This is a genomic window from Micromonospora sp. NPDC005553 (assembly GCF_042871765.1).
GTDB lineage: Bacteria > Actinomycetota > Actinomycetes > Mycobacteriales > Micromonosporaceae > Micromonospora.
This window is the reverse complement of the sequence record NZ_JBIAJD010000004.1, coordinates 711,783-737,859: the sequence shown is the minus strand read 5'-3', so window position 1 is coordinate 737,859 and position 26,077 is coordinate 711,783. Positions and strand designations below refer to the sequence as shown.

Here is a 26,077-nt window from a genome sequence, read left to right as displayed (position 1 = left end):
GCTGGGTCCGGTCGGGGGCCAGCAGCGGCGGGAGGTCGGGATGCGACGGTGGTTGGCGGCGTTCGCCGGGGGTGGGGCGCTGGCCCTGGCGCTGGCCGGGTGCGGCGCACCCGCCGGGGTCGACCGTGACCTCACCGACGACTGGCCGGCGCCCGTCGCGGCGCAGCAGTTCGTCCCCTCCGCCGACGTCTGCCACCAGAGCTCCCAGCAGGTCGGCTTCCTGACCGGCTACAACCCGACGGCGTGCACCGAGGCGCACCGGGTGGAGACCATGCACGTGGGCACCCTCACCGGTCCGGGCGCCGAGGCCGGCACGCCCCCGCAGCCCGGCTCGGCCGGCATGCGGGCCGCGCAGACCGGGTGCGACACGGCGGTCAACAAGGCGGTGGGGGCCGACTGGCGTTCCGGGCGGCTCGGCCTGACCGTCGTCCTGCCGTCGCCGCAGGCCTGGTCGGGCGGCGCCCGCTGGTACCGCTGCGACGTCACCGAGATCGCCAGCATCGACGACACCGCTGTCGACCTGCGCACCGGCAGCCTCCGGGGCGCGCTGTCCGGGCCGGCCCCGCTGGCGTACCGCTGTTTCAACCCGAAGCTGGTCAAGGACGACATCGACGAGATGGTGCCGGTTTCCTGCACGGCCAAGCACCACGCCGAGTTCGTCGGGGTGTGGCAGGCGCCGGACACCAGCTACGCCGAGTTCACCCGCGGCACCAAGCGGACCCACCGGGCCTGCCAGACGATGATCGCCAAGTACGCCAAGGTCCCGGACAACTCCCAGCTCGACTTCCGCGCCGGCACGATCTACTACCAGCCGTACGAGGAAGAATGGCGCAACGGGAACCGGGGCGTGCAGTGCTTCCTCTGGATCTCCGACCGGAACCTGACCCGCTCGATGAAGAACGCCGGCACCAAGGGCCTCCCGGTCACCTAGGCCTCCCGATCACCTAGGCCTGCGGAAGCCCGGTCGCGCAGAGCGTGAGCGCACGCGTCCGGCCGGTCGGCTGACCGGCCGGACGCGTCGAACGGATCAGCCTCGGCGCAGGACGGCGAGGAACATCGCGTCGGTGCCGTGGCGGTGTGGCCAGAGCTGCACTGTCGGCCCGTCACCGAGACCGGGCATGCCGGCCGGCAGCAGCGGACGGGCATCCACGAAGTCCACCGGAACCCCGCTACGGCGGGCCGCCTCGGTCACCGTCACGTGCGTCTCGACGGTGTGCGGCGAACAGGTCACATAGGCGACCAGGCCACCCGGGCGGACCGCCCGCAGCGCCGCGCCGAGCAGTTCCCGTTGCAGCCGGGTCAGCGGCGGCAGATCGGACGGCTGGCGACGCCAGCGTGACTCCGGCCGACGACGCAGCGACCCCAGTCCGGTACACGGCGCGTCGACCAGCACCCGGTCGAAGTGCTGCTCCGGCAGTTTCGGGTCGCCACCGACCTCACGGCCGTCCATCGTCAGCACGGCCACCGGCAGATCCCGGGTCGCCAGGGAGACCAGCCGAGCGCGGTGCTCGGCCACCTCCACAGCCGTCACCCGGGCACCCCGCTGCGCGGCCAGCGCGCCGAGCAACCCGGCCTTGCCACCAGGGCCGGCGCACAGGTCCAGCCAACGTCCGTCCGGGCCGTCGAGCGGCGCGTCGGCGAGCGCGGCGGCCACCAACTGGGAGCCCTCGTCCTGGACGTGGGCCCGGCCGTCGACCACCGCCGGGATGTCGCCCGGCGAGCCGCCGGCAAGATAGACGGCGTACGGCGAGAAAGCACCGGGCGCACCGCCGACCTGGTCGGCCAGCTCGACCGGGTCGATCAGGCCGGGCCGGGCAGCCAGGTGCACCGGCGGGCGCTCATTGTCCTCGATCAGGAGGCGCTCCGTCTCACCCAGATCGCCACCGAGCGCCTCGGAGAAGGCCCGCACGATCCACTGCGGGTGGCTGTACGCCAACGCGAGGTGCCCGACCGGGTCGGTCTCCATCGGCGGTGCGAGCTTCGCCACCCAGGCGTCCGCGTCACGGGTGGACACCTCCCGCAGCACCGCGTTGGCGAAACCGGTAGCGCCCGGTGCTACCGAACGGACCAGGTCCACGGTCGACGAGACCGCGGCGTGCGGCGGCACCCGGGTGTGCAGGAGCTGGTACGCCCCGAGCCGCAGCGCGTCGCGTACCGGCGGGTCGATCCGGGCCACGTCCCGGCCGGCCGCGTCGGTCAGGATCGCGTCCAACGTGCCCAGGTGGCGCAGGGTGCCGTAGGTCAGCTCGGTGGCGAAGGCCGCGTCCCGACCGAACAGCCCCTCCTCCCGCAGGATGATGGGCAGCACCAGGTTGGCGAACGCGTCGTCCCGGTGCACCGCCGCCACCGCCTCGTACGCGGCACGGCGCGGTCGGTCCATCGGTGGCCGGACCGGGCGGCGGTCCCCGCCACGGCCGGTCGACGGGCCGGAGCGCGTCGGTCGGGTTCCCTCCGGTGCCGTCACGCGAAGTCCTCTCCAGTGCCGACCCGGACGCCGCGCGCCCAGTCGGTCGCGTTCATAGCCCGCTTGCCCGCGGCGCGGACCTCGCCGAGACGTACCGGCACTGTCGCCGTGCCGGCCAGCACCCGGGACTTCTCCACCAGCAACTCCCCCGGCTTGAGCTCGGGGCCGTCGGGCACCGGGACGACCGGGCCGAGCTTCACCCGCTCGTCGCGGAACGTCGTCCAGCCGCCCGGCGCGGGTGTGCAGGCCCGGATCCGCCGGTCCACGGCGAAGGCCGGGTCGCTCCAGCGCACCCGCGCGTCCTCCACTGTCAGCTTCGGCGCCAGCGACACCCCGTCGGCCGGCTGCGGCTCGGCGCGGGCGGTGCCCTCGTCGATCGCGTCGAGCACCGCCACCAGCAGCCCGGCGCCGGAGTCGGCGAGCCTTCCCAGCAGGTCGCCGGAGGTGTCGGTGGCGCGGATCTCGTCGGTCAGCGTGCCGTAGACCGGGCCGGTGTCCAGGCCCTCCTCCAGCTGGAAGACGCTGGCCCCGGTCAGCTCGTCACCGTGTAGCACGGCGTGCTGCACGGGCGCGGCGCCACGCCAGGCGGGCAGCAGGGAGAAGTGCAAATTGATCCAGCCGTGCCGGGGGATCTCCAGGGCCGCCGGCGGCACCAGCGCGCCGTAGGCGACCACCGGCACGCAGGCCGGCTCCAGCTCGCGAAGCCGGTCGAGGAACTCCGGGTCGCGGGGACGGGCCGGGGTGAGCACCTCGACGCCGTGCTCGTCGGCCCACGCGCCGACCGGGGAGCGGGACAGGCCCCGTCCACGCCCGGCGGGCGCGTCGGGCCGGGTCACAACGGCCACCAGCTCGTGTCGGGAGGCGGCGACGGCGGCCAGGGCGGGAACGGCGACGGCCGGCGTACCGGCGAAGATCACGCGCATCCGGGTCAGCGCCCCAGACCGAACGGGTCGCTGATGTGCGGGCTGAGCTTGACCGTGGGCGGGGCTGCCCCGTCGTACCACTCGGCCTGGCGGATCGCCTTCATGGCTTCCTTGCGCCCCTCCGGGTCCAGTCGGTCCAGAAAGAGCACCCCGTCGAGGTGGTCGGTCTCGTGCTGCACGCAGCGCGCCATCAGGCCGGTGCCGACGATCTGCATCGGGTCGCCGAACGAGCTGAAGCCCTTGGCGATGACGTTCTGCCGACGCTTGGTGTCGAAGTAGAGCCCGGGGATGGACAGGCAGCCCTCCGGGCCGTCCTGCTCCTCCTCGTCGGGGAACTCCAGCACCGGGTTGATCAGGTGCCCGAGGACGTCGTCGACGTCGAAGGTGAACACCCGCAGGCTCACACCGAGCTGCGGCGCGGCCAGGCCGGCGCCGTTCTGCTCACGCATCGTGTCGGTGAGGTCGGCGACGAGCCGACGTAGCTCGGCGTCGAAATTGACCACCGGATCGGCCGGCGTGCGCAGCACCGGATCCCCAAACAGACGGATGGGCTGAACGGTCACGCGGGACGGCTCCTTCTTCGAATGGACGAGGGTGCCGTACCAGTCTACGGAGTGCCCGGCCGGACGCCGGGCGGCGCACCTCGCTCAACCACCGCCGGTGTGCCCAGCGTCACCGGCGGACTGCCCGGCCAACAGCTCCCGCACCCGCTCGGCGTCCGGGTGGCCGAGATCGTCGAGGATGACCAGGGCCCGCCGCCAGGTACGCGCGGCGCCGGCAGCGTCCCCCACCGCCTGCCGGCTCTCGCCGAGCCGGGACAGGGTGTCCGCCTCGTCGTAGCGGTCGCTGACCCGCCGGTAGAGCCCGAGGGCCCGTTGGAAACAGCGGATCGCCACCGGGTGGTCAGCCAGTCGGGCGTGGATGAAGCCGAGGCTGTCCCAGGTGTTCGCCTCGCCGTGCCGGTCCCCTGTCGTCCGCAGCAGCGCCAACGCCTCCCGGCAGTGCCCGAGCGCCGGCTCGTACCGGCCGAGCTGGGCGTACGCCCACCCGACCGCGTTGCGGGCGCTGGCCTCCCCGGCGACGTGCCCGGCGGCCCGGTACAGCGCCAGGGCCCGCTCGCTCTGTTCCAGGGACTCGGCGTGCCGGCCGAGCCCGTCGAGCATCGCGCCGAACGCCCGGTGGGTGCGCGCCTGGCCGGTGTGGTCGGTCAGCTCCGCGAAGATCGCCAGGGCCTGCCGGTAGTTCCTCGCCGCCTCGTTCACCCGGCCCAGCCGGGACAGCACCCTGGCGAGGTCGCGGTGGGCGTTCGCCTGCCCGGGTCGGTCGCCGGCCCGCTGCGCCCCGGCCAGGGCGTTGCGCTGGGCCACGGCCAGGTCCGGCCACCGCCCCCGGCGTTGCAGGAAGTCCACCAGTGTCCAGGCCAGCTGCCACGCGTGACCGTCGAACCCGGCCCGCCTCGCGTGGGCGACGGCCGCGAGCAGCACCGGATACTCGACGCTGAACCAGGCGAGCGCCTGACCGAGGTCGGTGATCTCCTCGGGCAGCACACCCGGCGCGGCGGCGGTGAGGGTGACCGGGTCCCGACCCGGTTGCAGCAGCAGTGCCGCCGCGTGGGCGGTGTGCAGGTAGTGGTCCAGCCCACGCCGGATCGCGGCCCGCCGGGCCGGCTCCGGTTCGAGACGTTCGACCTGCTCGGCCGCGTACGCCCGGAGCAGGTCGTGCGCGCCGAACCGACCGGGGGCGTGCTCGGTGACGAGGTGCGCGTGGGCCAGTTCGGCCAGCAGTCGGGGCACCTGGGCCCGGGGCAGCCCGGCCAGACTGGCCGCCGCGGCGAACCCGATGTCCGGTCCGGGATGGCAGCCGAAGAGCCGGAACAGGCGGGCCGCCGCCGGGGTCAGGCCCCGGTACGACCAGGAGAAGACGGCCTGCACGTCGGTGCCGGCGTCTCCTCCGTCGAACGAGTCGAGTGGCCGGGGCGCCGCCCGCAGTTCGGCGGCGAGGGCGGCCAGCGGGAACGTCGGCTTCTCCGCACCTCTCGCGGCGAGCACGGCCAGCGCCAGCGGCAGCCGCGCACACCGCTCGATGATCTCGTCCACCGCCTGCGGCTCGGCCGACAACCGGTCCGTGCCGAGCCTCCGGGCCAACAGTTGCCAGGCCTCGGCGGTGCTGAGCAGGTCGACGCCGATCGGCCGGGCGCCCTCGGCCGCGATCAGCCCGGCGAGCCGGTTGCGGCTGGTCACCAGGACCAGGCAGTTCGGGCTGCCGACCAGCAGGGGTCGGATCTGGTCGGCGTCGCGGGCGTTGTCCAGCAGCACCAGCATCCGGCGGCCGGCGAGCAGGCTGCGGTAGAGGCCAACCTGCGCGGGCAGGTGGGTGGGGATGCGTTCGGGCGGCACCTCGAGGGCCTCCAGGAAACCTCGGACCGCCTCGACGGCCGTCACCACCGTTCCGGTGGCGTCGAACCCGCGCAGGTCGACGTAGAGCTGGCCGTCCGGGAAGCGGTCGGCGACCCGGTGCGCGAAGGTGACAGCGAGGGTCGTCTTGCCGACCCCGGCCGTACCGGACAAGGTCATGACGGGGATCGACGCCATACCGTCGTTCCCGGGTGCCACGGCGCGAGCGCATTCGGCCTCGAGCTGGGCGAGTTGGGTCGCCCGCCCGACGAACCCGGGCAGCGCCGGGGGCAGCTGACGGGGTATCGGGAACCGGGGGGACGTGGTGCCGGCGCGCGGGCCGCCGACCCCCGCCCGCGCGACCGCCCGCCCGCTGGTCGCGTGCTCCCGGTTCGGGCGTCGGCGTCGCTCTTCGACCCGGTCCCGCGCGGTGGCCAGCACCCCCTGTTCGGCGGGGCTGGCCCCGAGCAGTCGGATGAGGACGTCGAACCGCTCCGGTGGCGGCAGGATGTTGCCGGCGAAATACTCCCCGATGATCCCGCGTGACCAGCCGGTCTTCGCGGCCAACTGTCGGTACGTCAGCAGGGTCTCGCCCTGTTGCCGGGCCTCGCGGCGGCGCAGCTGGCGCAGCAACCCGGCCAGCTCGGGCAGTGTCTGTGTCTCGGTGCAGACCCGGACCAGCTCGACTGACCCGTGTGACGTCTGATGAGTGCCGGACGGTATCCACTGCTCAGACATGCGACCCCCACCCCGGTCATCCGGCCCCCCGGATGCGCACGGGCAGGGTAATTCCGGCCCCACGCCGATCGATAGACGGCTGCCAATGTATGACAGTTCCACTACGGACAGTCGCCCCGTCCAACAGTGTCCAGCGGTGTCCAGTCCCGTCCAGGATCCGCCCCATGGCGTCGACGCCCCTGCCACCGTCCTGGTGCGGGCACGGCCCGCTCCACGACCCCTGGGGGAAGAGGTACCAGATGATCCGTCCACACCCGACCACCCGGCGCCCCGTGGCGATGCTGCGTCGCGTCGCCGTCACCGCGATCAGCCTCACGCTGCTGGCCGCCGGCCTGACCGCCACACCGGCCACCGCCGCACCCGCGGGCAAGGCCCCCGCCACCGGATCGTTCGTCGACAGCACACCGGTGCCCGGCGGCTTCGCCTCCTGGTCGGAGCTGCTCCGGGTGCAGCAGCGGATGAACAACGCCGCCGCCCAGATCACGAACGCGGCGCAGCGCAGCGCCAACTCCGGCTTCGCCGGCATCGTCGCCGACCCCACCACCCGCCACCTCCAGGTCTACTGGAAGGGTGAGCCGCCGGCCAACCTGGTGGCCAACGCCCGGGCCACCGTCGCCACCAAGGTGCTCCCCGCCGCGTACTCGCAGCGGGAACTCATGGTCGCGGCCGACCGGCTGCGGGCCGCCGCCGGGGACAAGATCACCACGGTGGGGCCGCGCGCCGACGGCGCCGGCCTGCTCGTCGGCACGCAGGACGGGCTGCTCGGCGCCACGGCCATGGCCGGCGTGCCGGTGACCGTGCAGACCAAGGTCGCCGCCGCGCCGGCGACCCGATGGGACGACACGGCGCCGTGGTGGGGTGGTGCCGCCTGGCGCAACGCCAACACCGGCGGCGGCTGCTCGACCGGCTTCGGGGTCTTCCAGGGCGGGTCCGCGCGGATCCTTTCCGCCGCGCACTGCGGCAACATCAACAACGCCGCGACCGACCCGACCGGGCAGTCGATGGGCATCGTCGGCACCCGCAACGCCGGCACCGACACCCTGCTGCTCTCCGGCGCCGCAGGCGGCCGGGTCTTCAACAACAGCACCGCCGCGAACGGCGACGTGGTCAGCGAATTCAGCAACCAGGTGATCGGCGCGTCGGCCAGCCAGGTCGGCAACTGGGTGTGCACCTCCGGCGCGTACTCCGGCACCCGCTGCTCGATCCAGGTGAAGGCCCGCAACCTCTGCATCAACGTGCGCGACTTCGGCCAGGTCTGCGGGCAGGTCCAGGCCGAGAACACCCTCCACAGCAACGCCGTCGGCCAGGGCGACAGCGGTGGCCCGGTGGAGATCGTGAACGCGGCGAACACGCTCCAGGTCTGGGCCACCGGCACCAACACCGCCATCGACGACACCTTCACGTCGACGGCCTGCACCGGCTACATGAAGACCGGCCGGGTCTGCGCCTGGCGGTTCTACTACGAGGACATCTTCTCCGGCATGGCCGGTGTCGGCGCCTCGGGCGTCATCCTCGGCTGAGCCGTCTCGGCGACCGCCGTACGACTCGGTGGCCGGGCCGGCGCGCGTACCCCGCGCGTCGGCCCGGCCTCGCTCAGACGCCGGCGGCCGGGTCCCCCGCGAGCACCGCGTCGCCGCGGAGCAGCGCCGGCTCGGGCAGCGGCAGTTGGATCTTGTGAGCCGCCTCCCAGTCGTAGATCAGGCCGGGGCGCACCTGGGCGGCGAAGTAGTCGATCGCCGTCATCCCGCCCACCACCGGCTCGTCGACCTCGGCGACCAGCTGGGCGGGGACCAGGGAGAACCCGTTCTGCAGAGCGGCGCTGAGGCGGCGATGGCCGTCGACGACGAAGAAGTACTCGCCGGTGAACCCGATCTTCAGCGGTTCGAGGGCCTCGTCGCCGGCCTCGGCCACCCCACCGACGAAGTCGGTGTCCCACAGACCACGCAGGGTGGCGATGTCCTCGGTCGGGTAGACCCGGGCCGGGTCGAGCAGCAGCAGCGGCGGCCCGTCGCGCAGCACCTCGGCGCCGAGCGTGCCCTCGTACGCGGCCACGATGTGCTCGATCACCTCGGCGGCGGACGCCCGGGTGGTGTCACAGATCAGGTCATAGTTACGCAGCCGGGCCTTGTCCACCCCGTAACGGATGATGAACCGACTGCGCTCGCTGGCGCTGCGCTCCCGGAGCTTGGCCTTGGCCTCCTCCAGCGAGGCGTAGCTCTCGGCCGGCCCGGAGGGGCGGGCGAGCACCCGGCGGGCCGCCTCGCCCGGCTCGGTGATCATGTGCACCTTGAGCGCGTCGGTGAAGAAGTGCCACGCCAGCCGGGAGTCCATGATGAGGGGCTCACCGGAGGCGGCAATGTCGCGCTGGAGCTGGTCCACGTAGCCGTCGACGGCCTGATCCAGCTCGGCGTGCAGGTTGAGCTGCAGCGCGGTCATCTGCCGCTGCTGCGCCATCTCCCGGTAGAGGTCCCCCACGCTGACCCGGCGCATGCCGAGCCGCTTCGCGATCTCGACCGACACGGTGCTCTTGCCGCTGCCGAGGTCGCCGTTGAAGACGATCGATTGTCCAACGGTCACGACTGGTCCACCCCTGATCACCGGCTCATTGACATCATCGACCTCGCGCCCGACCGACGCGTTCCCGCCATCGTCGCGCCATCCCGCGACGGCCCCAGCTCGGCGTGGCTGACGCCCCCTCGAGACCTGGAGCCCGTCGTACGCCTTGGCATGACGGGCGATGCTACCACTCGGGCGCCACCGCTTTGCCGGACGCGGTGTGCGAGGGCCCCCGGCAGCGGGTGAGGTCCGCGACCGTCAGCACCGGCCGAAACACCTCAGAACAGGCTCAGCGGATCGACCTGGAGACGAACCGGATCGGCGGCCTTGCGAGCGGCCCGGACGCCGGCGGCCGAGTGCAACGCCTCGGCGAGCGCAGCGGCGCGGGCCCGGGGCACCCGGACCAACATCCGTTCCCGGCCCTCCTCGGCCGGCACCGGCCCGAGCACCTCGGCGTCGTCCGGCAGCCGAGCCGCCGCCAGCAGGTCCGCGACCGCCTCGGCCACCCCGGTGACGCTCGCCATCCGCACGGCCGGCGGGAAGCCCAACTCGCGGCGCTCGGCCAGCTCGCGGCCGGCGAACCAGCCGGCGTCCCAACGCAGCAGCGCCTGCACCGGGGCGAGCGCGCCGTCGGCGACCACCACCACCCGACCGGCCGGTGCCGGGCGGGCCAGCGCCGCCGCCGCCAACCAGCGGCGCAGCGACTCCTCGCCGGCGCGCAGGTCGGCCCGGGTCAGCAGGGCCCACGAGTCGAGCAGCAGCACCGCGCCGTAGCCGCCCTCGGCGACCGGCTCGGCGCCCGGGGTGGCCACCACCAGGGCCGCGCCGCCTGCCACGTCGGTCAGCACCTCCTCGCGCCCCGAGGTGCGCACCGGCACGTCGGGGAACGCCCGGCCGAGCTCCTCGGCGGTCCGCCGGGCGCCGGTCACCGCGGCCCGCAGCCGCCGCCCACCGCACTCCGGGCAGGCGTACGCGGCCGCCACCCGGGCGCACCACCGGCAGGCCGGGGTACCACTGGCCGAGGGCAGCGCGAGCGGGCCGGCGCAGTGCGCGCAGCGGGCCGGGGTGCGGCACTCGGCGCAGGAGATCGACGGGACGTAGCCGCGGCGGGGCACCTGCACCAGCACCGGCAGGTCCTGGCGGAGCGCGTCGCGGGCAGCCGTCCAGGCCAGGCTGGGCAGCCGGGCGGTGGCGGCCCCGGGGTCGCGGGCCAGCTGCGGGTCGTCCCCGGTCGGCGCGATGGCCGGAATCCGCGCCCGCACGGTGGCCCGGTCGGCGACCACCTCCGGGGCCCAACCGGTCTCCACCAGCAACTGCGCCTCGGCCGTCCGGGCGTACCCGCCGACCAGCGCGCCGGCCTCGGCGAGGTGGGCGCGGGTGAGCAGCACGTCACGGGCGTGCGGGTAGGGCGCCCGGGGCTCGGAGTGCAGGTCGTCACCGTCGTCCCAGACGGCGACGAGGCCGAGCCGGGCCACCGGGGCGAACATCGCCGCCCGGGTGCCGATCACCACCGGCACCTGGCCACGGCGAGCGGCGAGGAACGCCCGGTACCGCCGGGCCGGGCCGAGCGCGGCGGAGAGGCTGACGTGCCGCCCCGGGCCGAGGACGCCGGTGAGCGCCGCGTCGAGACGGTCGAGGTCACGCGCGTCGGGCACCACGACCACGGCGCCGCGCCCACCGGCGACGGTGGCCGCCACCGCGTCGGCGTACCGCGCCGCCCAGTCCTCACCGGGCAGCGCCGACCAGACCGCGCGGGGCGCCCGGCCGTCGGCGAGCGCCCGCAGCAGAGCCGGACCGGTCGGGTAGTCGCGCCACCCGCGCGGATCGACCGCCCCGATGGGGGCGGCCGGGGTGGGCGGCTCGTCGTGGGGCTCCTTCTCCACCCGCGCGTGCCGGGGCGGCACGGCGAGCCGGAGCACGTCGGCGAGGCTGCCCGCGTACCGGTCGGCGACCGCCCGGGCCAGCCGGGCGACCTCCGGGGCCAGCACCGGCTCCGGGGACACCACCTTCTCCAGGTACGCGAGTCGGCCGGTGTGCCCGGAATCGTCGGCACGCGACAGCAGCCACCCGTCGACGAGTTGCCCCGCGAAGCGCACCTTCACCCGGGTACCGGGCACCGCCACCTCGTCCAGCTCCGCCGGCACCAGGTAGTCGAACGGCCGGTCCAGGTGCGCCAGTCCGACATCCACGCAGACGCGCGCGACCGGCGACCCGTCCGCGGGTCGCCGGTCGCTGCGCTTGGTGGCGGTCAGGCTCCCGCGGCCGACTTGAGGTCGGCGGCCCGGTCGGTGCTCTCCCAGGTCAGGTCCGGCAGCTCCCGGCCGAAGTGGCCGTACGCGGCGGTCTGCTGGTAGATCGGGCGGAGCAGGTTGAGGTCCCGGATGATCGCGGCCGGACGCAGGTCGAACACCTCGGTGACGGCCTTCTCGATCGAGGACACGGGCACGGTCTCGGTGCCGAACGTCTCGATGAACAGGCTCACCGGGTGCGCCTTGCCGATGGCGTAGGCAACCTGCGCCTCGCACCGCTCGGCCAGACCGGCGGCGACCACGTTCTTGGCCACCCAGCGCATCGCGTACGCGGCCGAGCGGTCCACCTTGGACGGGTCCTTGCCGGAGAACGCGCCGCCACCGTGGCGGGCGTACCCGCCGTAGGTGTCGACGATGATCTTGCGACCGGTCAGCCCGGCGTCGCCCATCGGGCCGCCGATCTCGAAGCGGCCGGTCGGGTTGACCAGCAGCCGGTAGCCGTCGGTGTCCAGGCCGAGGCTCTCCAGCTCCGGGGCGATCACGTGGTCGCGCACGTCCGGGGTGAGCAGCGAGTCCAGCGAGATGTCGGCGGCGTGCTGGCTGGACACCACGACGGTGTTCAACCGGACCGGACGCAGCCCCTCGTACTCGATGGTGACCTGGGTCTTGCCGTCCGGCCGCAGGTACGGGATCGTGCCGTCCTTGCGCACCGCCGAGAGGCGGCGGGCCAGCCGGTGCGCGAGCGCGATCGGCAGCGGCATCAGCTCGGGCGTCTCCGAGCAGGCGAAGCCGAACATCATGCCCTGGTCGCCAGCGCCCTGCGCGTCCAGCGCGCTCTCCGACGCCCCGGTGCGCAACTCGAAGGCGTTGTCCACACCCTGCGCGATGTCCTCGGACTGCGCACCGATGGAGACGCTGACCCCGCAGGAGGCGCCGTCGAAGCCCTTCTTCGACGAGTCGTAGCCGATGTCGAGGATGGTCCGGCGGACGATCGTCGGGATGTCGGCGTAAGCCTTGGTGGTCACCTCACCGGCGATGTGCACCTGACCGGTGGTGATCATGGTTTCCACTGCCACGCGGCTGTGGGGGTCCTCGGTCAGCAGCGCATCGAGGATGCCATCGCTGATCTGGTCAGCGATCTTGTCCGGGTGGCCTTCCGTGACCGATTCGGACGTGAAGAGACGGCGTGTCACGGCACTCCTAAGCGTATGAAGTCGTTCCGCGGAAGTTTAATCACCACTGCGGTCCGTGTCGGGTTCGGTTGTGCTCTGTTCCACCCGTCAGGAGCCGCCAGGCAGCCGCGCTACGACGAGATCCCAGACGGCGTCGGCCACAGCTTCCTTGGCCTGCTCGGGCAGCCGGCTGACCGAGCCGTCCGCGCCGATGACCGTCACCGTGTTGGTGTCGGCGCCGAAGACCAGGTCCGGACCGACCTCGTTGACCACGATCAGGTCGGCCCGCTTCCGGGCGAGTTTCGCCCTACCGTTGGCCTCGGCATCGCCGGTTTCGGCGGCGAACACCACCAGCACCTGCCCTGGCCGTTTGCGCTGGCCGAGCTCCGCCGCGATGTCCGGGTTCGTGACGAGCTCGATGGTGGGTGCGACACCGTCGTCCGACTTCTTGATTTTGCCAGTCGCGTACGTCGCGGGCCGGAAATCGGCCGGCGCCGCCGCCATCACCACCGCGTCGGCCTCGACGGCGGCCTTGACTGTCGCCTCCCGCAACTCGGCGGTGGTGCCCACCCGGATCAGGTCGACCCCGGCCGGGTCGGCGAGGCCGACGTTGGCCGAGATCACGGTGACCCGGGCACCCCGGGCGACAGCCGCGCGGGCGAACGCGTACCCCTGCTTGCCCGACGAACGGTTGCCCAGGAAACGCACCGGGTCGAGAGGCTCGCGGGTGCCACCGGCGGTGACCACCACCCGGCGACCGGCCAGGTCGGCGGGGGCGGAGTCGCCACGGGCCAGCAGCCGACCCGCGACGGCGAAGATCTCCGCCGGGTCGGGCAGCCGGCCCTTGCCGGTGTCGGCGCCGGTGAGCCGGCCGACGGCGGGCTCGATGACCCGGACCCCACGGGAGCGCAACGTGGCCACGTTGGCCACTGTGGCGGGGTGCTCCCACATCTCGGTGTGCATGGCCGGGGCCAGCAGGACCGGGCAGCGGGCGGTCAGCAGAGTGTTGGTCAGCAGGTCGTCGGCGAGGCCGTGGGCGGCCTTGGCGAGCAGGTCGGTGGTGGTCGGCGCGACCACCACCAGGTCGGCCTGCTTACCGAGCCGGACGTGGGGCACCTCGTGGACGTCGGTCCAGACGTCGTCGGCGACCGGTTGACCGGAGAGCGCGGCCCAGGTCGGCGCTCCAACGAAGCGGAGCGCCGACGCGGTTGGCACCACCCGAACCCGGTGACCCGATTCGGTGAAGAGTCGCAGCAGCTCGCACGCCTTGTAGGCGGCGATGCCGCCACCGACCCCGAGGACGATCGAGGCGGACATCGGCCAGCGGGGGCTTACGGCTGGTCGGTCGGCTCGGCGGTGAGCAGGCCCGAGTTGATCTCGCGCATGGCGATGGAGAGGGGCTTCTCCTGCGGGGTGGTCTCGACGAGCGGGCCGACGTACTCCAGCAGACCCTCACCGAGCTGGCTGTAGTAGGCGTTGACCTGGCGCGCGCGCTTGGCGGCGAAGATGACCAGCGCGTACTTCGACGTCGTCTTCTCGAGGAGCTCGTCGATCGGCGGGTTGGTGATGCCTTCGGGGTTGGCGATGGATCCCACGAATTAACCTCTGCGTCTTTCGAGCCGCGCGGACGCGGTGCTGAGTCTCAACGGCGGCCGACCGTCAGCCACGCACGCGTGACCAGGCCGGATCCGGATAAGAAGAACCGAGTAAGCCTACCAGCTCCTCAACCACCCGTTCGGTGTGGTCGTGGGTCAGCGCGTACGCGACGGTGGCGGCCACCGTGGCGTCGGGCGCGTACCCGGGTGGGCTCAGCAACACCAGCCGGGCATCGGGCAGGCGCGCCCGGACCAGCGGGACGCCGCGCAGGTCGAGCGGGAGCAGCACCGGCTGCCCGGCGTCGAGCCGGGCGCGCAGCGGTGGGTACGGGGTGCCCCGGCGGTGCGAACCGATCCGGGACCACTCCAGCAGCTCGCCGTCGACGATCCGTCGATCGAACTCGGCGGGTGCGAGGAAGACGCGGTCCACCCCATCGATCTCCGACTCCCGGCGCGGCCTGGTGGTTGCCGCGACCGGGATCCACACGGACGGAGAACGCGCCCGGACGAGCTCGACGACACTCTCCCTGCCGGAACCCGAAGGTCCAGCCAGGACAGTGAGCCGAGCCGCCGGGCGCGCCTCGTCATCCGTGCTCACTGCTTGTTTCTACACGCTGCCAGGTTCAGTTGGCGGCGAACTCTCCAAGCAGTGCCTTGCGCTGCTGCTCGCCGAGGCCACGCAGGCGACGGCTGTCGGCGATCTTGAGCTTCTCCATGATCTGGGTAGCCCGGATCTTGCCGATGCCCGGCATGGCCTGCAGGACGGCCGACACCTTGAGCTTGCCAACGACGTCGTCGCTCTCGGCCCGCTCGAGGACAGCACCGAGGGTGGTCTTGCCCTGCTTGAGCTGCTCCTTCAGCTGAGCACGGGCCTTGCGGATCTCCGCGGCCTTCTCGAGCGCGGCAGCGCGTTGTTCGGGGGTCAGTGACGGGAGCGGCACCAGTTCTCCTCAGGTCCCTATCGCGGCGGGCGGGGCGCACCGCCGCATCTGTGAAACGTGGTGTCGCTGTGAACCAAGGGGTCCATGGTTCCCAGCGCGGGGAAAACTAGCGGCCAACGGAGCTTTCGGCAACGTGGGGGCCGCATGATCACCGTAGAGTGACCGACCCGTCAGTCAGTCACCGGGCAGGCAGAACGGCCCGGCAGTCGACCAGAACGCGGTCCGCGGCGACCCGCAGCGCAACCACATCAGGGCCTGCCGAGAGCACTTCCCGGGAGTACGACGGGAGCACCGAGGCGAGGCTCGAACCGAAGACGGTCCGCAGATCGGCCGCACCGGCACCCTGCGCGCCGAGCCCCGGAGCGAGCAGTGGGCCGCCCACACCGGAGAGGTCGTGACCGGTGTCGCCAATGGTCGCGCCGACCACCAGACCGAAGCTCCCGAGTGGGGACGCACCCCTGTTGAGCTGGGAAATCTCGTCGATCACGGTTTGCGCCACGGTGCGGCCGTCGGCCGTGACGGCCCGCTGCACGGCGGCACCCTCGGGGTTGGAGGTGAGGGCCAGCACGAACACGCCGCCGCCGTGCTCGGCAGCCAGTTCGAACATCGGCGCCAGCGAACCGACCCCGAGGTAGGGGCTCGCGGTGACCGCGTCGACATACATGGGGCTGGATGGATCAAGGTACGCGGCGGCGTACGCGCTCACCGTCGAGCCGATGTCGCCGCGCTTGACGTCGAGCAGAACGAGCGAGCCGGCATCCCGTAACTGTCGGATAGTTGACTCAAGAATCGCCACACCTCGGGACCCGAACCGCTCGAAAAAGGCCGACTGAGGCTTGACTACCGCAACCCGGTCACCGAGGGCTTCCACCACGGTTCGGCTGAACCGGTCGAGCCCCTCGACGTCGTCCGGGAGGCCCCACTGAGCCAGCAGACCCGGATGCGGGTCGATGCCCACACAGAGTGGGCCCCGCTCGGTGATCGCCCGGTGCAGCCGGGTACCGAAGCTCTCCATCGGAGTGTTCCCCTCTTCTCGTCCGGGCGGCTGACCCGCCCGGGTAACCCGTCGACCCGGTGGCCGGGCCGACTCAGCCAGCCGCCACCGCCGCCGCCACCCCGGTAGCGATCCGGGCCACGTCGGCATCGTCGGTGACGTACGGCGGCATCGTGTAGATCAGGTCGCGGAACGGGCGCAACCACACCCCCTGGGCGACCGCGGCAGCCGTCGCCGCGCCGAGGTCGACCTCGTGATCGAGCTGGACCACGCCGATCGCGCCGAGGACCCGTACGTCGGCCACGCCCGGCGTGCCGCGCAGAGGCTCCAGACCGGCGCGCAGGCCGGCACCGACCCTGGCGACCTGCCCGGCCCAGTCTCCGGCCCGCAGCAGCCCGATGGAGGCGTTCGCCACCGCGCAGGCCAACGGGTTGCCCATGAACGTGGGCCCGTGCGCCAGCACACCGCTCGTCGAGATGCCCCGGGCGACCTCCGCGGTGCACAGGGTGGCCGCGAGCGTGAGGTAGCCGCCGGTCAGCGCCTTGCCCACACAGAGCACGTCCGGCGTCACCCCGGCGTGCCCGGCGGCGAACATCTCGCCGGTACGGCCGAACCCGGTGGCGATCTCGTCGAAGATCAGCAGAATTCCGTGCGCGCGGGTCACCTCGCGCAGCACCCGCAGGTAACCCGGGTGGTGGAAGCGCATCCCGCCGGCGCCCTGGACGACGGGCTCGACGATCACGGCGGCCAACTCGTCGGCATGCCGCTCGACCGTCTCCACCAGCGCCGCCACGTACCCGTCGTCCGGCGGATCGGTGAAACCGCCCGGCGGCACCGGGGCGAACACCTGCCGGGGCAGCACGTCGCCCCACAGGTGGTGCATCCCGCCCTCCGGGTCGCAGACGCTCATCGGATGGAAGGTGTCGCCGTGGTAGCCACCCCGCCAGGTCGCCAGCCGGCGCCGCTGGGGCCGCCCGACGGCCCGCTGGTACTGCAGGCACATCTTCACCGCCACCTCGACGCTGACCGAGCCGGAGTCGGCCAGGAACACGTGCTCCAGGCCGTCCGGGGTCAGCTCGACCAGGGTTCGGGCCAGGCGCACCGCCGGCTCGTGGGTGAGCCCGCCGAACATCACGTGGCTCATCCGGCCGAGCTGGTCGGTCACCGCCGCGTCGAGCACCGGGTGCCGGTACCCGTGGATCGCCGCCCACCAGGACGACATCCCGTCCACCAACTCCCGCCCGTCGGCCAGGGTGAGCCGTACCCCCTCGGCGCCGCGCACCACGTAGGGCGGGTTGGCCGGCGGCAGCGCGGCGTACGGGTGCCAGACGTGCGCCCGGTCAGCGGCCAGGATCTCCTCGGGTGTCACGCGTACTCCTCTGCGCCTCAAGCGGTCCGGACGGCGGACGTCCTGCGGCCGGGTCGAACTCTCCGCCGCCGCCTCCCCCGCCGTGGCCGCCGCTTCCATTTCCGCCGCCTTTGCTCTGCACCCGCGGATGCGCCATCCGGTGGCGGCCGCCTGTCGCGCGCCGAGTGGTGCACCCACGGGTGCAGAGCAAAGGGGCAACAACGGGCGTGGTGTCGTCGATGCGGAGCGGGCCCGGCACCCGGTTGCGCCGGGCCAGCACCGCACCGGGGGCGGTCACCGGCCGGCGACCGCTTCCGGTGCCGCCGTTGCGGCCGCCGCGCGGGCGACGGCGCGGACCAGGGCCGGTCCGCGGTAGATGAAACCGGTGTAGAGCTGCACCAGGTCGGCGCCCGCATCGAACATCCGCGCCGCGTCGTCCGGGTCCAGCACACCCCCGACGCCGACGATCGGCAGCCGGCCGCCGGTCTCGGAGTGGACGAAGGCGACCACGTCACGGGCCCGCCCGGTGAGCGGCCGACCCGAGAGGCCGCCGGCCTGCCCGCCACGCTCGACGTCGACGTCGGCCAGCCCGTCCCGGGACAGCGTGGTGTTGGTGGCGATCACCCCGGCGGCGCCCCGGGCCAGGCAGACCTCCAACAGCTCGGCGATCGCCGCCTCGGTCAGGTCTGGCGCGATCTTGACCAGCACCGGCTTCTCCCCCACCAACGCGCCGAGCAGCGCGTCCAGGTGGGCACGGTCCTGCAACGACCGCAGACCCGGGGTGTTCGGTGAGGACACGTTCACCGCGAAGTAGTCGCCGTGCCCGCGCAGCGCCCGGTACGAGGCGAGGTAGTCCTCGACCGCCTCGTCCAGCGCTGTCACCTTGGACTTGCCCAGCGAGATGCCCAGCGGCACCCCGAGCGGGCGCGGCAGCGCCGCCAACCGGACGGCCAACGCGGCGGCCCCGGCGTTGTTGAAGCCCATCCGGTTGACCACCGCCTCGCTGGCCGGCAGCCGGAACAGCCGCGGCCGGGGGTTGCCCGGTTGGGCGTGCGCGGTGACCGTGCCGACCTCCACGAAACCGAAGCCGAGCGCCGGCCAGGCCGGCAGCGCCGCGCCGTCCTTGTCCATCCCGGCGGCCAACCCGACCGGGTTGGGGAACCGCACCCCGAACACGGTGCGCGGCGCGTCGACCGCGTAGCGGGCCCGCAGCGCGGCGAGCGCGGCCGGCCGCCGCGACAGCGCCGCCAACCGCCGCAGCGTCCACTCGTGCGCAGCCTCGGCGTCGCCGCCGCCGATCCGGAACAACCCAGGTCGTACGACCTGCTCGAACAGTGTCACTGGGCGGCCCGCAGAGTGGCGTGCAGGTCCTGCAGGGGGCGGACCTGCATGTCGCCGCGGATCCGCGCCTCGATGCCCATCACCGCCGCGGCGGCTCCGGGAACCGTGGTGATGCACGGGATGTCCGCCGTGACGGCCGCGCTGCGGATCTCGTAGCCGTCGGAACGGGCGCTGGCGCCCGAGCCCTGCGGCGTGTTGATCACCAGCGCCACGTGACCGCCGCCGATCAGCGACACCGCGTCGTCGCCCGCACCGGCCTGGTAGTGCTTCCGGATCTGCTCACAGGCGATGCCGTGCCGGCGCAGCACCTCGGCCGTGCCGGCGGTGGCGACGATCTCGAAGCCCAGATCGGCCAGCCGCTTGATCGGGAAGATCATGCCGCGCTTGTCCCGGTTGGCCACCGAGACGAAGATCTTCCCAGCGGTCGGCAGCGACCCGTACGCGGCCGACTGGCTCTTGGCGAAGGCGTGCCCGAAGTTGGTGTCGATGCCCATCACCTCGCCGGTCGACTTCATCTCCGGCCCGAGCAGCGAGTCGATCCCCTTGCCCGCGCGGGTCCGGAAACGCTTGAACGGCAGCACCGCCTCCTTGACCGCGACCGGCGCGTCGGCCGGCATCGTGCCCCCGTCCCCCGTCGCCGGCAGCAGGCCCTCGGCGCGCAGGTCGGCGATGCTCGCACCGAGCGCGATGCGAGCCGCCGCCTTGGCCAGCGGCACCGCCGTGGCCTTGGAGACGAACGGGACGGTCCGCGACGCGCGCGGGTTGGCCTCCAGCACGTACAGCACGTCGTCCTTGAGGGCGTACTGCACGTTGAGCAGGCCACGGACCCCGACGCCACGCGCGATGGCCTCGGTGTAGCGGCGGACCTCGACCAGGTGCGAGCCCGCGAGGGTGATCGGCGGGAGCGCGCAGGACGAGTCGCCGGAGTGGATGCCCGCCTCCTCGATGTGCTCCATCACGCCGCCGATGTAGACCTCGCCGTCGGCGTCGCACAGCGCGTCCACGTCGATCTCGATGGCGTCGTCGAGGAACCTGTCCACCAGCACCGGGTGGTCCGGGGAGATGTCAGTGGCCCGGCCGATGTAGTCGCGCAGCGTCGGGTCGTCGTAGACGATCTCCATGCCCCGCCCGCCCAGCACGTACGACGGCCGGACCAGCACCGGGTAGCCGATCTCGTCGGCGATCGTCTTGGCCTCGTCGTACGAGGTGGCCATGCCGTGCGCCGGCGCGCGCAGGCCGGCGCGGGCCAGCACCGCGCCGAACGCGCCGCGCTCCTCGGCCAGGTGGATCGACTCCGGGGAGGTGCCCACGATCGGCACACCGGCGTTCTTGAGCCGCTGCGCCAGCCCCAGCGGGGTCTGCCCGCCGAGCTGGACGACCACCCCGACCACGCCCGGCCCGCCGGCCGCCCGGCCGGACGAGTCCTCGGCGTGCCAGACCTCCAGGACGTCCTCGAAGGTCAACGGCTCGAAGTAGAGCCGGTCGGCGGTGTCGTAGTCGGTGGAGACCGTCTCCGGGTTGCAGTTGACCATGACCGTCTCGTAACCGGCCGACCGCAGCGCCTGGACGGCGTGCACGCAGGAGTAGTCGAACTCGATGCCCTGCCCGATCCGGTTCGGGCCGGAGCCCAGGATCAGCACCTTCGGCCGGTCCGACGGCACGACCTCGGTCTCCAGGTCGTACGTCGAGTAGTGGTACGGCGTGGTCGCCTCGAACTCGGCCGCGCAGGTGTCCACGGTCTTGTAGACCGGGCGCACGTCCAGGCGGTGGCGCAGGGTCCGCACGCCGTCCTCGGCGGCCAGCTCCGGGCGCAGCGCGGCGAGCTGCCGGTCGGACAGACCGGCCCGCTTGGCACGACGCAGCAGGTCGGCGTCGAGCACCGGCGCGTCGACGATCTCGGCGCGCAGCTCGATCAACGCGGCGATCTGGTCCAGGAACCACGGGTCGATCCCGCCGGACGCCTCGGCCACCTCGGCGATCGACGCCCCGAGCCGCAGCGCCCGCTCCACTGTGTACAGCCGGCCGTCGTGGGGGATCCGCAGCGCCGCGAGGGTGTCGGCCAGGGTGACGCCGGCAGGGTCCGGCACACTCCAGAAACCGGCCGACTTGGTCTCCATCGAGCGCATCGCCTTGTTCAGCGCCTCGGTGAAGTTGCGTCCAAGGCTCATCGCCTCGCCCACCGACTTCATCGTGGTGGTCAGCTCCGGGTCCGCGCCGGGGAACTTCTCGAACGCGAACCGGGGGATCTTCACCACCACGTAGTCCAGGGTCGGCTCGAACGCCGCCGGGGTCTTCAGGGTGATGTCGTTGGGGATCTCGTCGAGGGTGTAGCCGATGGCCAGCTTCGCGGCGATCTTCGCGATCGGGAAACCGGTCGCCTTGGAGGCCAGCGCCGAGGACCGCGACACCCGGGGGTTCATCTCGATGACGACGATCCGGCCGTCGACCGGGTTGACCGCGAACTGGATGTTGCAGCCGCCGGTGTCCACCCCGACCTCGCGCAGCACGGCGATGCCCAGGTCACGCAGGTGCTGGTACTCCCGGTCGGTGAGCGTCATGGCCGGGGCCACCGTGACGCTGTCGCCGGTGTGCACGCCCATCGGGTCGATGTTCTCGATCGAGCAGACCACCACCACGTTGTCGTGCCGGTCGCGCATCAGCTCGAGCTCGTACTCCTTCCAGCCGAGCACGCTCTCCTCGATGAGCACCTCGTGCACCGGGCTGGCGGACAGGCCGTCGCCGGCGATGCGGGCCAGGTCCTCCGGGGTGTGCGCCATGCCGGAACCCAGGCCGCCCATGGTGAACGACGGCCGGATCACCACCGGCAGGCCCAGCTCGGCGACGGTCGCCTCGACCTCGTCCATCGAGTGGCATACCCGCGAGCGGGGCACCAGGGCGGTCGGGTCGTCGATGCCCAGCCGTACGCCGGCCTTCGCGACGATCTCCTTGAACAGCTGCCGGTCCTCGCCCCGGTTGATGGCGTCGATGTTCGCGCCGATCAGCTCCACGCCGTACTTCTCCAGGACGCCGGCCTCGTGCAGGGCGACGGCCGTGTTCAGCGCGGTCTGCCCGCCGAGGGTCGCGAGGATCGCATCCGGGCGCTCCTTCGCGATGACCAGTTCGACGAACTCCGGGGTGATCGGCTCGACGTACGTGGCGTCGGCGAACTCCGGGTCCGTCATGATCGTCGCCGGGTTGGAGTTGACCAGGCTGACCCGGATCCCCTCGCTGCGCAGCACCCGGCACGCCTGGGTGCCCGAGTAGTCGAACTCGCAGGCCTGCCCGATGACGATCGGCCCGGAGCCGATCACGAGGATGTGCTGGAGATCGGTCCGCTTAGGCATTGCTGCGCCCCTTGCTGTGGGTCCGGCCCTCGATGAGTTCGGCGAAACGGTCGAAGAGGTAGTCCGCGTCGTGCGGACCGGCCGCCGCCTCCGGGTGGTACTGGACGGTGAACGCGGGCAGGTCCACGGCCCGCAGCCCCTCGACCACGTTGTCATTGAGGCAGACGTGCGACACCCGTACGCCGCCGAAGTCGGTGTCGATCACCTGGTCGGGTACGACAGCGCCGTCGCCGGCACCCGGCACCTGGACGGCGCCGAGCCGCTGTTCGCGGCCCGACACGTCGACCGCGAAGCCGTGGTTGTGGCTGGTCACCTCGACCTTGCCGGTGACCCGGTCGAGCACCGGCTGGTTGATCCCCCGGTGGCCGTAGCCCAGCTTGTAGGTGCCGAAGCCGAGCGCCCGACCGAGGATCTGGCTGCCGAAGCAGATGCCGAACAGCGGCACCTCGCGCCGCAGCGCCTCCCGGGCCAGCTCCACCGCGGCGTCGGCGGTGGCCGGGTCGCCCGGACCGGGCGACAGGAAGATCGCGTCGGCGCCGGTGGCGAGCATCTGGTCGATGCTCGACGACGCCGGCAGCACGTGGGTGGTCACCCCCCGGGTGGCCAGCCGACGCGGCACGTTGCGCTTGATGCCCAGGTCCAGCGCGGCCACTGTGAACCGGTGCTCGCCCAGGGCCTCGACGACGTACGGCTCGGCGGTGCTCACCTCGGCGGACAGGTCCGCGCCGACCATCTGCGGCGCCTGACGGACCCGGGCCAGCAGGCTCTGCGGATCGTTGTCGATGCTGGAGATGCCCACCCGCATGGCGCCCCGCTCGCGCAGGTGCCGGGTCAGCGCCCGGGTGTCCACGCCACTGATGCCCACCACACCCTCGGTGGCGAGACGGTCCTCGAGACCACCGGTGGCCCGCCAGTTCGAGCCGATCCGGGCCGGGTCGCGCACGACGTAGCCGGCCACCCAGATCCGACCGGACTCGTCGTCCTCGCCGTTGACGCCGGTGTTGCCGATGTGCGGCGCGGTCTGCACCACCACCTGACGGTGGTACGACGGGTCGGTGAGGGTCTCCTGGTAACCGGTCATGCCGGTGTTGAAGACCGCCTCGCCGAAGGTCTCTCCGACACTGCCGTACGCCTCGCCGGGGAACGTACGCCCGTCCTCGAGCACCAGGATTGCGGGTCTGCGCTTGACCATTACTTGACAGCCTTTCCGTCCAGGACCGTCGGCTCGCCACGCAGGAAGGTCGCCACGATGCGACCTGGCAGCGTCATGCGGGCGTACGGGGTGTTGCGACTGCGACTGGCCAGCTCCGCCGGATCGATGGTGCGGTGGGCGGCCGGGTCGATCAGGGTCAGGTTGGCCGGCACACCCGGCGCGGGGTCGACGCCGTGCCCGGTGAGGCCGGCGATCCGTGCGGGGGTGCGCGACATCCGCTCGGCGATCAGGTCCCACTCGGGGCCGAGCACGTCCAGCGCGATGGAGAGGGCCGTCTCCAGACCGAGCATCCCCGGTCGGGCGTACGCCCACTCGCACTCCTTGTCCTCCACCGCGTGCGGCGCGTGGTCGGTGGCGATCACGTCGACCACCCCGTCGGCGAGGGCGGCGCGCAGCGCGGCGATGTCCGCGGCGGTGCGCAGCGGCGGGTTCACCTTGTAGACCGGGTCGTAGCTTTCCGCCCGTTCGTCGGTGAGCAGCAGGTGGTGCGGGGTCACCTCGGCGGTCACGCGTACCCCGCGGGCCTTCGCCTGGCGCAGCACCTCGACGCTGCCGGCGGTGGAGACGTGGCAGACGTGCAGTCGGCTGCCCACGTGCTCGGCGAGCAGCACGTCCCGGGCGATGATCGCCTCCTCGGCGACCGCCGGCCAGCCGATCAGGCCGAGCCGGGTGGAGACCTCACCCTCGTGCATCTGGGCGCCCTCGGTGAGCCGGGGCTCCTCGGCGTGCTGGGCGATGATCCCGTCGAACGCCTTGACGTACTCCAGTGCTCGGCGCATCAACTTCGGGTCGGCGACGCAGTGCCCGTCGTCGGAGAAGATCCGCACCCGGGCCGCCGAGTCGGCCATCGCGCCCAGCTCGGCCAGTCGCTCGCCGGCCAGCCCGACGGTGACCGCGCCAATCGGCTGCACGTCGACCAGACCGGCCTCGCGGCCGAGCCGCCAGACCTGCTCGACCACGCCGGCGGTGTCCGCCACCGGGGAGGTGTTGGCCATCGCGCAGACCGCCGTGTAGCCGCCCAGCGCGGCCGCCCGGGAACCGGACTCGACGGTCTCGGCGTCCTCCCGGCCGGGCTCGCGCAGGTGGGTGTGCAGGTCGACGAGGCCGGGCAGGGCGACCAGGCCGGTGCCGTCGACGACTGTGGCGTCCGGCGCGGTCAGGCCGGGGCCGACCTCGGCGATCACGCCGTCGCGGATCAGCAGGTCGGTCGGCGCGGCGCCGACGACACTCACGCTGGTGATCAGGTACGCGGTCACCGGTTGTTCCCTCCGAGCAGCAGGTAAAGGACAGCCATCCGCACGGAGACCCCGTTGGTGACCTGTTCGACGATGGTGGAGCGGGGTGAGTCGGCGACCTCGGGGGTGATCTCCATCCCCCGGTTCATCGGGCCGGGGTGCATGACGATCGCGTGCTCGGGCAGCCGGCGCATCCGGGGCCCGTCCAGACCGTAGCGGCGGGCGTACTCGCGCGCGGAGGGGAAGTAGGAGTCGTTCATCCGCTCCCGCTGCACGCGCAGCATCATCACCACGTCCACGTTCGGCAGGACGGAGTCGAGGTCGTAGGAGACGTCGGTGCCGGGCGCGAGTGCGCCCGCGATGTCGACCGGGATGAGGGTCGGCGGGCCGACCAGGGTGACCTTGGCGCCGAGGGTGGAGAGCAGCAGCACGTTGGAGCGGGCCACCCGGGAGTGCAGCACGTCCCCGACCACCGCGACCGACAGACCGGCGAGCCGGCCCAGCCGGGCCCGCATGGTGTACGCGTCCAGCAGCGCCTGGGTGGGGTGCTCGTGGGTGCCGTCGCCGGCGTTGACGACCGACCCGTCCACCCAGTTGGCCAGGCGGTGCGGCGCGCCGGAGGCGGGGTGTCGGACGACGACGGCGTCCGCGCCCATGGCCTGCAGGGTCAACGCGGTGTCCTTCAGGCTCTCACCCTTGGTGACGCTGGACCCCTTCGCGGAAAAGTTGATCACGTCGGCGCTGAGCCGCTTCGCCGCCGCCTCGAAGGAGATCCGGGTACGGGTGGAGTCCTCGTAGAAGAGGTTCACCACGGTCCGTCCGCGCAGCGCGGGAAGTTTCTTGATCTCCCGGCCGGCGACGGTGGCCATCTCGGCGGCGGTGTCCAGGATCTCGGTGGCGGTGTCGGCGTCCAGGTCCCCGCCGGAGAGCAGATGCTTGATCATGAGGCAGTTCCCCCGTACAGCTTGACCTCGTCCGTCCCGTCGATCTCGGCGAGCGTCACCTTGACGCTCTCGGCGAGTGAGGTCGGGATGTTCTTGCCGACGTAGTCGGCGCGGATCGGCAACTCCCGGTGGCCCCGGTCGACCAGGACGGCGAGCTGGACCGAGGCCGGGCGGCCCACGTCGTTGAGCGCGTCGAGCGCGGCCCGGACGGTGCGGCCGGAGAAGAGCACGTCGTCGACCAGGATGACCCGTTTGCCGTCGATCCCGCCGGGGGGCAGCTCAGTCGGACCCACCGCGCGGGTGGCGTGCCGACGGAGGTCGTCGCGGTACAGGGTGATGTCGAGCACACCGACTCCGACGGCGACATCCTCGAAGGTGCTGATCCGGTCGGCGAGCCGCCGGGCGAGGGGGGTACCCCGGGTGGGAATCCCCAGCAGCACCGTGTTGGCGGCGCCCTGGGTCTTCTCCAGGATCTGGTGGGCGATGCGGTCGACCACGCGTTGCACGTCGGCGCTGGCGAGGATCACCTTCACCGAGGGTTGTTGCGGTGGTGACGAGCGGGCAGCCGGTGGGTACGCCACGGCGGACCTCCTTCCCCGCCTCACGGGACGGGTCGTTAAAGGATGT

The 26,077-nt window shown here is 72.6% G+C and carries 21 protein-coding genes; 2 read left to right on the top strand and 19 right to left on the bottom strand.

The genetic code is table 11. The features are described 5' to 3' along the window. Positions 1-40: 40 nt before the first annotated feature. A complete protein-coding gene (locus ACFYPG_RS20460; protein WP_355009183.1) occupies positions 41-931 on the top strand; it encodes a septum formation family protein in 891 nt (296 codons plus the stop codon). A gap of 96 nt (positions 932-1,027) precedes the next feature. On the opposite strand, the gene ACFYPG_RS20455 is transcribed toward ACFYPG_RS20460, so the two are convergent. From ACFYPG_RS20455 to ACFYPG_RS20440, 4 genes are all read right to left on the bottom strand, one after another. Then, complete coding sequence (locus tag ACFYPG_RS20455; RefSeq protein WP_387353464.1) at positions 1,028-2,506, bottom strand: RsmB/NOP family class I SAM-dependent RNA methyltransferase; 1,479 nt, start codon at positions 2,504-2,506, stop codon at positions 1,028-1,030. Next, positions 2,461-3,387 carry a methionyl-tRNA formyltransferase gene (fmt, locus tag ACFYPG_RS20450; protein ID WP_355009185.1) on the bottom strand — a complete coding sequence of 309 codons (927 nt, stop codon included), beginning with the start codon at positions 3,385-3,387 and terminating at the stop codon, positions 2,461-2,463. Before fmt ends, ACFYPG_RS20455 begins: the two co-directional genes overlap by 46 nt. Positions 3,388-3,392: 5 nt before the next feature. Then, a complete protein-coding gene (def, locus tag ACFYPG_RS20445) occupies positions 3,393-3,950 on the bottom strand; it encodes a peptide deformylase (RefSeq protein WP_355009186.1) in 558 nt (185 codons plus the stop codon). A gap of 84 nt (positions 3,951-4,034) precedes the next feature. Further along, on the bottom strand, positions 4,035-6,518 hold the full coding sequence (locus tag ACFYPG_RS20440) for an ATP-binding protein (protein ID WP_387353381.1): 2,484 nt from the start codon (positions 6,516-6,518) through the stop codon (positions 4,035-4,037). A gap of 239 nt (positions 6,519-6,757) precedes the next feature. On the opposite strand from ACFYPG_RS20440, the gene ACFYPG_RS20435 reads away from it, so the two are divergent. Further along, the gene (locus ACFYPG_RS20435) at positions 6,758-8,038 is read left to right on the top strand and encodes a hypothetical protein (protein ID WP_387353379.1); all 1,281 of its coding nucleotides are present in this window, start codon (positions 6,758-6,760) and stop codon (positions 8,036-8,038) included. A gap of 73 nt (positions 8,039-8,111) precedes the next feature. Here the strand turns inward: ACFYPG_RS20435 and ACFYPG_RS20430 are convergent, their stop codons facing one another. The 15 genes from ACFYPG_RS20430 to pyrR all read right to left on the bottom strand — a co-directional run bounded on the left by ACFYPG_RS20430 (position 8,112) and on the right by pyrR (position 26,031). Then, entirely contained in the window at positions 8,112-9,095 is a 984-nt protein-coding gene (locus tag ACFYPG_RS20430; RefSeq protein WP_355009189.1) for an AAA family ATPase, read from the bottom strand. Positions 9,096-9,352: 257 nt separating this feature from the next. Further along, the gene (locus ACFYPG_RS20425) at positions 9,353-11,263 is read right to left on the bottom strand and encodes a primosomal protein N' (protein WP_387353378.1); all 1,911 of its coding nucleotides are present in this window, start codon (positions 11,261-11,263) and stop codon (positions 9,353-9,355) included. Between the two features lie 59 nt (positions 11,264-11,322). Then, a complete protein-coding gene (gene metK, locus ACFYPG_RS20420; RefSeq protein ID WP_091401916.1) occupies positions 11,323-12,516 on the bottom strand; it encodes a methionine adenosyltransferase in 1,194 nt (397 codons plus the stop codon). An 87-nt stretch (positions 12,517-12,603) separates the two neighbouring features. Then, positions 12,604-13,812 carry a bifunctional phosphopantothenoylcysteine decarboxylase/phosphopantothenate--cysteine ligase CoaBC gene (gene coaBC, locus ACFYPG_RS20415; RefSeq protein WP_387353376.1) on the bottom strand — a complete coding sequence of 403 codons (1,209 nt, stop codon included), beginning with the start codon at positions 13,810-13,812 and terminating at the stop codon, positions 12,604-12,606. 14 nt (positions 13,813-13,826) lie between these two features. Next, complete coding sequence (rpoZ, locus tag ACFYPG_RS20410) at positions 13,827-14,090, bottom strand: DNA-directed RNA polymerase subunit omega (protein ID WP_030335666.1); 264 nt, start codon at positions 14,088-14,090, stop codon at positions 13,827-13,829. Between the two features lie 64 nt (positions 14,091-14,154). Then, positions 14,155-14,688 (bottom strand): guanylate kinase, encoded by a 534-nt coding sequence (locus ACFYPG_RS20405; protein ID WP_355009192.1) that lies wholly within the window; start codon positions 14,686-14,688, stop codon positions 14,155-14,157. Positions 14,689-14,713: 25 nt separating this feature from the next. Beyond that, positions 14,714-15,031, bottom strand: coding sequence for an integration host factor, actinobacterial type (gene mihF / locus ACFYPG_RS20400; RefSeq protein WP_030335662.1), 318 nt, complete (start codon positions 15,029-15,031; stop codon positions 14,714-14,716). 178 nt (positions 15,032-15,209) lie between these two features. Continuing rightward, a complete protein-coding gene (gene pyrF / locus ACFYPG_RS20395) occupies positions 15,210-16,046 on the bottom strand; it encodes an orotidine-5'-phosphate decarboxylase (protein WP_355009193.1) in 837 nt (278 codons plus the stop codon). A gap of 73 nt (positions 16,047-16,119) precedes the next feature. Next, positions 16,120-17,394, bottom strand: coding sequence for an adenosylmethionine--8-amino-7-oxononanoate transaminase (locus ACFYPG_RS20390; protein ID WP_355009194.1), 1,275 nt, complete (start codon positions 17,392-17,394; stop codon positions 16,120-16,122). Between the two features lie 273 nt (positions 17,395-17,667). After that, complete coding sequence (locus ACFYPG_RS20385; RefSeq protein ID WP_355009195.1) at positions 17,668-18,714, bottom strand: quinone-dependent dihydroorotate dehydrogenase; 1,047 nt, start codon at positions 18,712-18,714, stop codon at positions 17,668-17,670. Then, entirely contained in the window at positions 18,711-22,058 is a 3,348-nt protein-coding gene (gene carB / locus ACFYPG_RS20380) for a carbamoyl-phosphate synthase large subunit (protein ID WP_355009196.1), read from the bottom strand. The genes ACFYPG_RS20385 and carB overlap by 4 nt, the downstream gene beginning before the upstream one ends. After that, complete coding sequence (gene carA, locus ACFYPG_RS20375; protein WP_387353375.1) at positions 22,051-23,250, bottom strand: glutamine-hydrolyzing carbamoyl-phosphate synthase small subunit; 1,200 nt, start codon at positions 23,248-23,250, stop codon at positions 22,051-22,053. Before carA ends, carB begins: the two co-directional genes overlap by 8 nt. Then, positions 23,250-24,527: a dihydroorotase gene (locus tag ACFYPG_RS20370; RefSeq protein WP_355009198.1), complete on the bottom strand. Its 1,278-nt coding sequence runs from the start codon at positions 24,525-24,527 to the stop codon at positions 23,250-23,252. The genes carA and ACFYPG_RS20370 overlap by 1 nt, the downstream gene beginning before the upstream one ends. Next, positions 24,524-25,450 (bottom strand): aspartate carbamoyltransferase catalytic subunit, encoded by a 927-nt coding sequence (locus ACFYPG_RS20365; protein ID WP_030335650.1) that lies wholly within the window; start codon positions 25,448-25,450, stop codon positions 24,524-24,526. Before ACFYPG_RS20365 ends, ACFYPG_RS20370 begins: the two co-directional genes overlap by 4 nt. Beyond that, positions 25,447-26,031 carry a bifunctional pyr operon transcriptional regulator/uracil phosphoribosyltransferase PyrR gene (gene pyrR, locus ACFYPG_RS20360; RefSeq protein ID WP_355009199.1) on the bottom strand — a complete coding sequence of 195 codons (585 nt, stop codon included), beginning with the start codon at positions 26,029-26,031 and terminating at the stop codon, positions 25,447-25,449. Before pyrR ends, ACFYPG_RS20365 begins: the two co-directional genes overlap by 4 nt. Positions 26,032-26,077 lie beyond the last annotated feature (46 nt).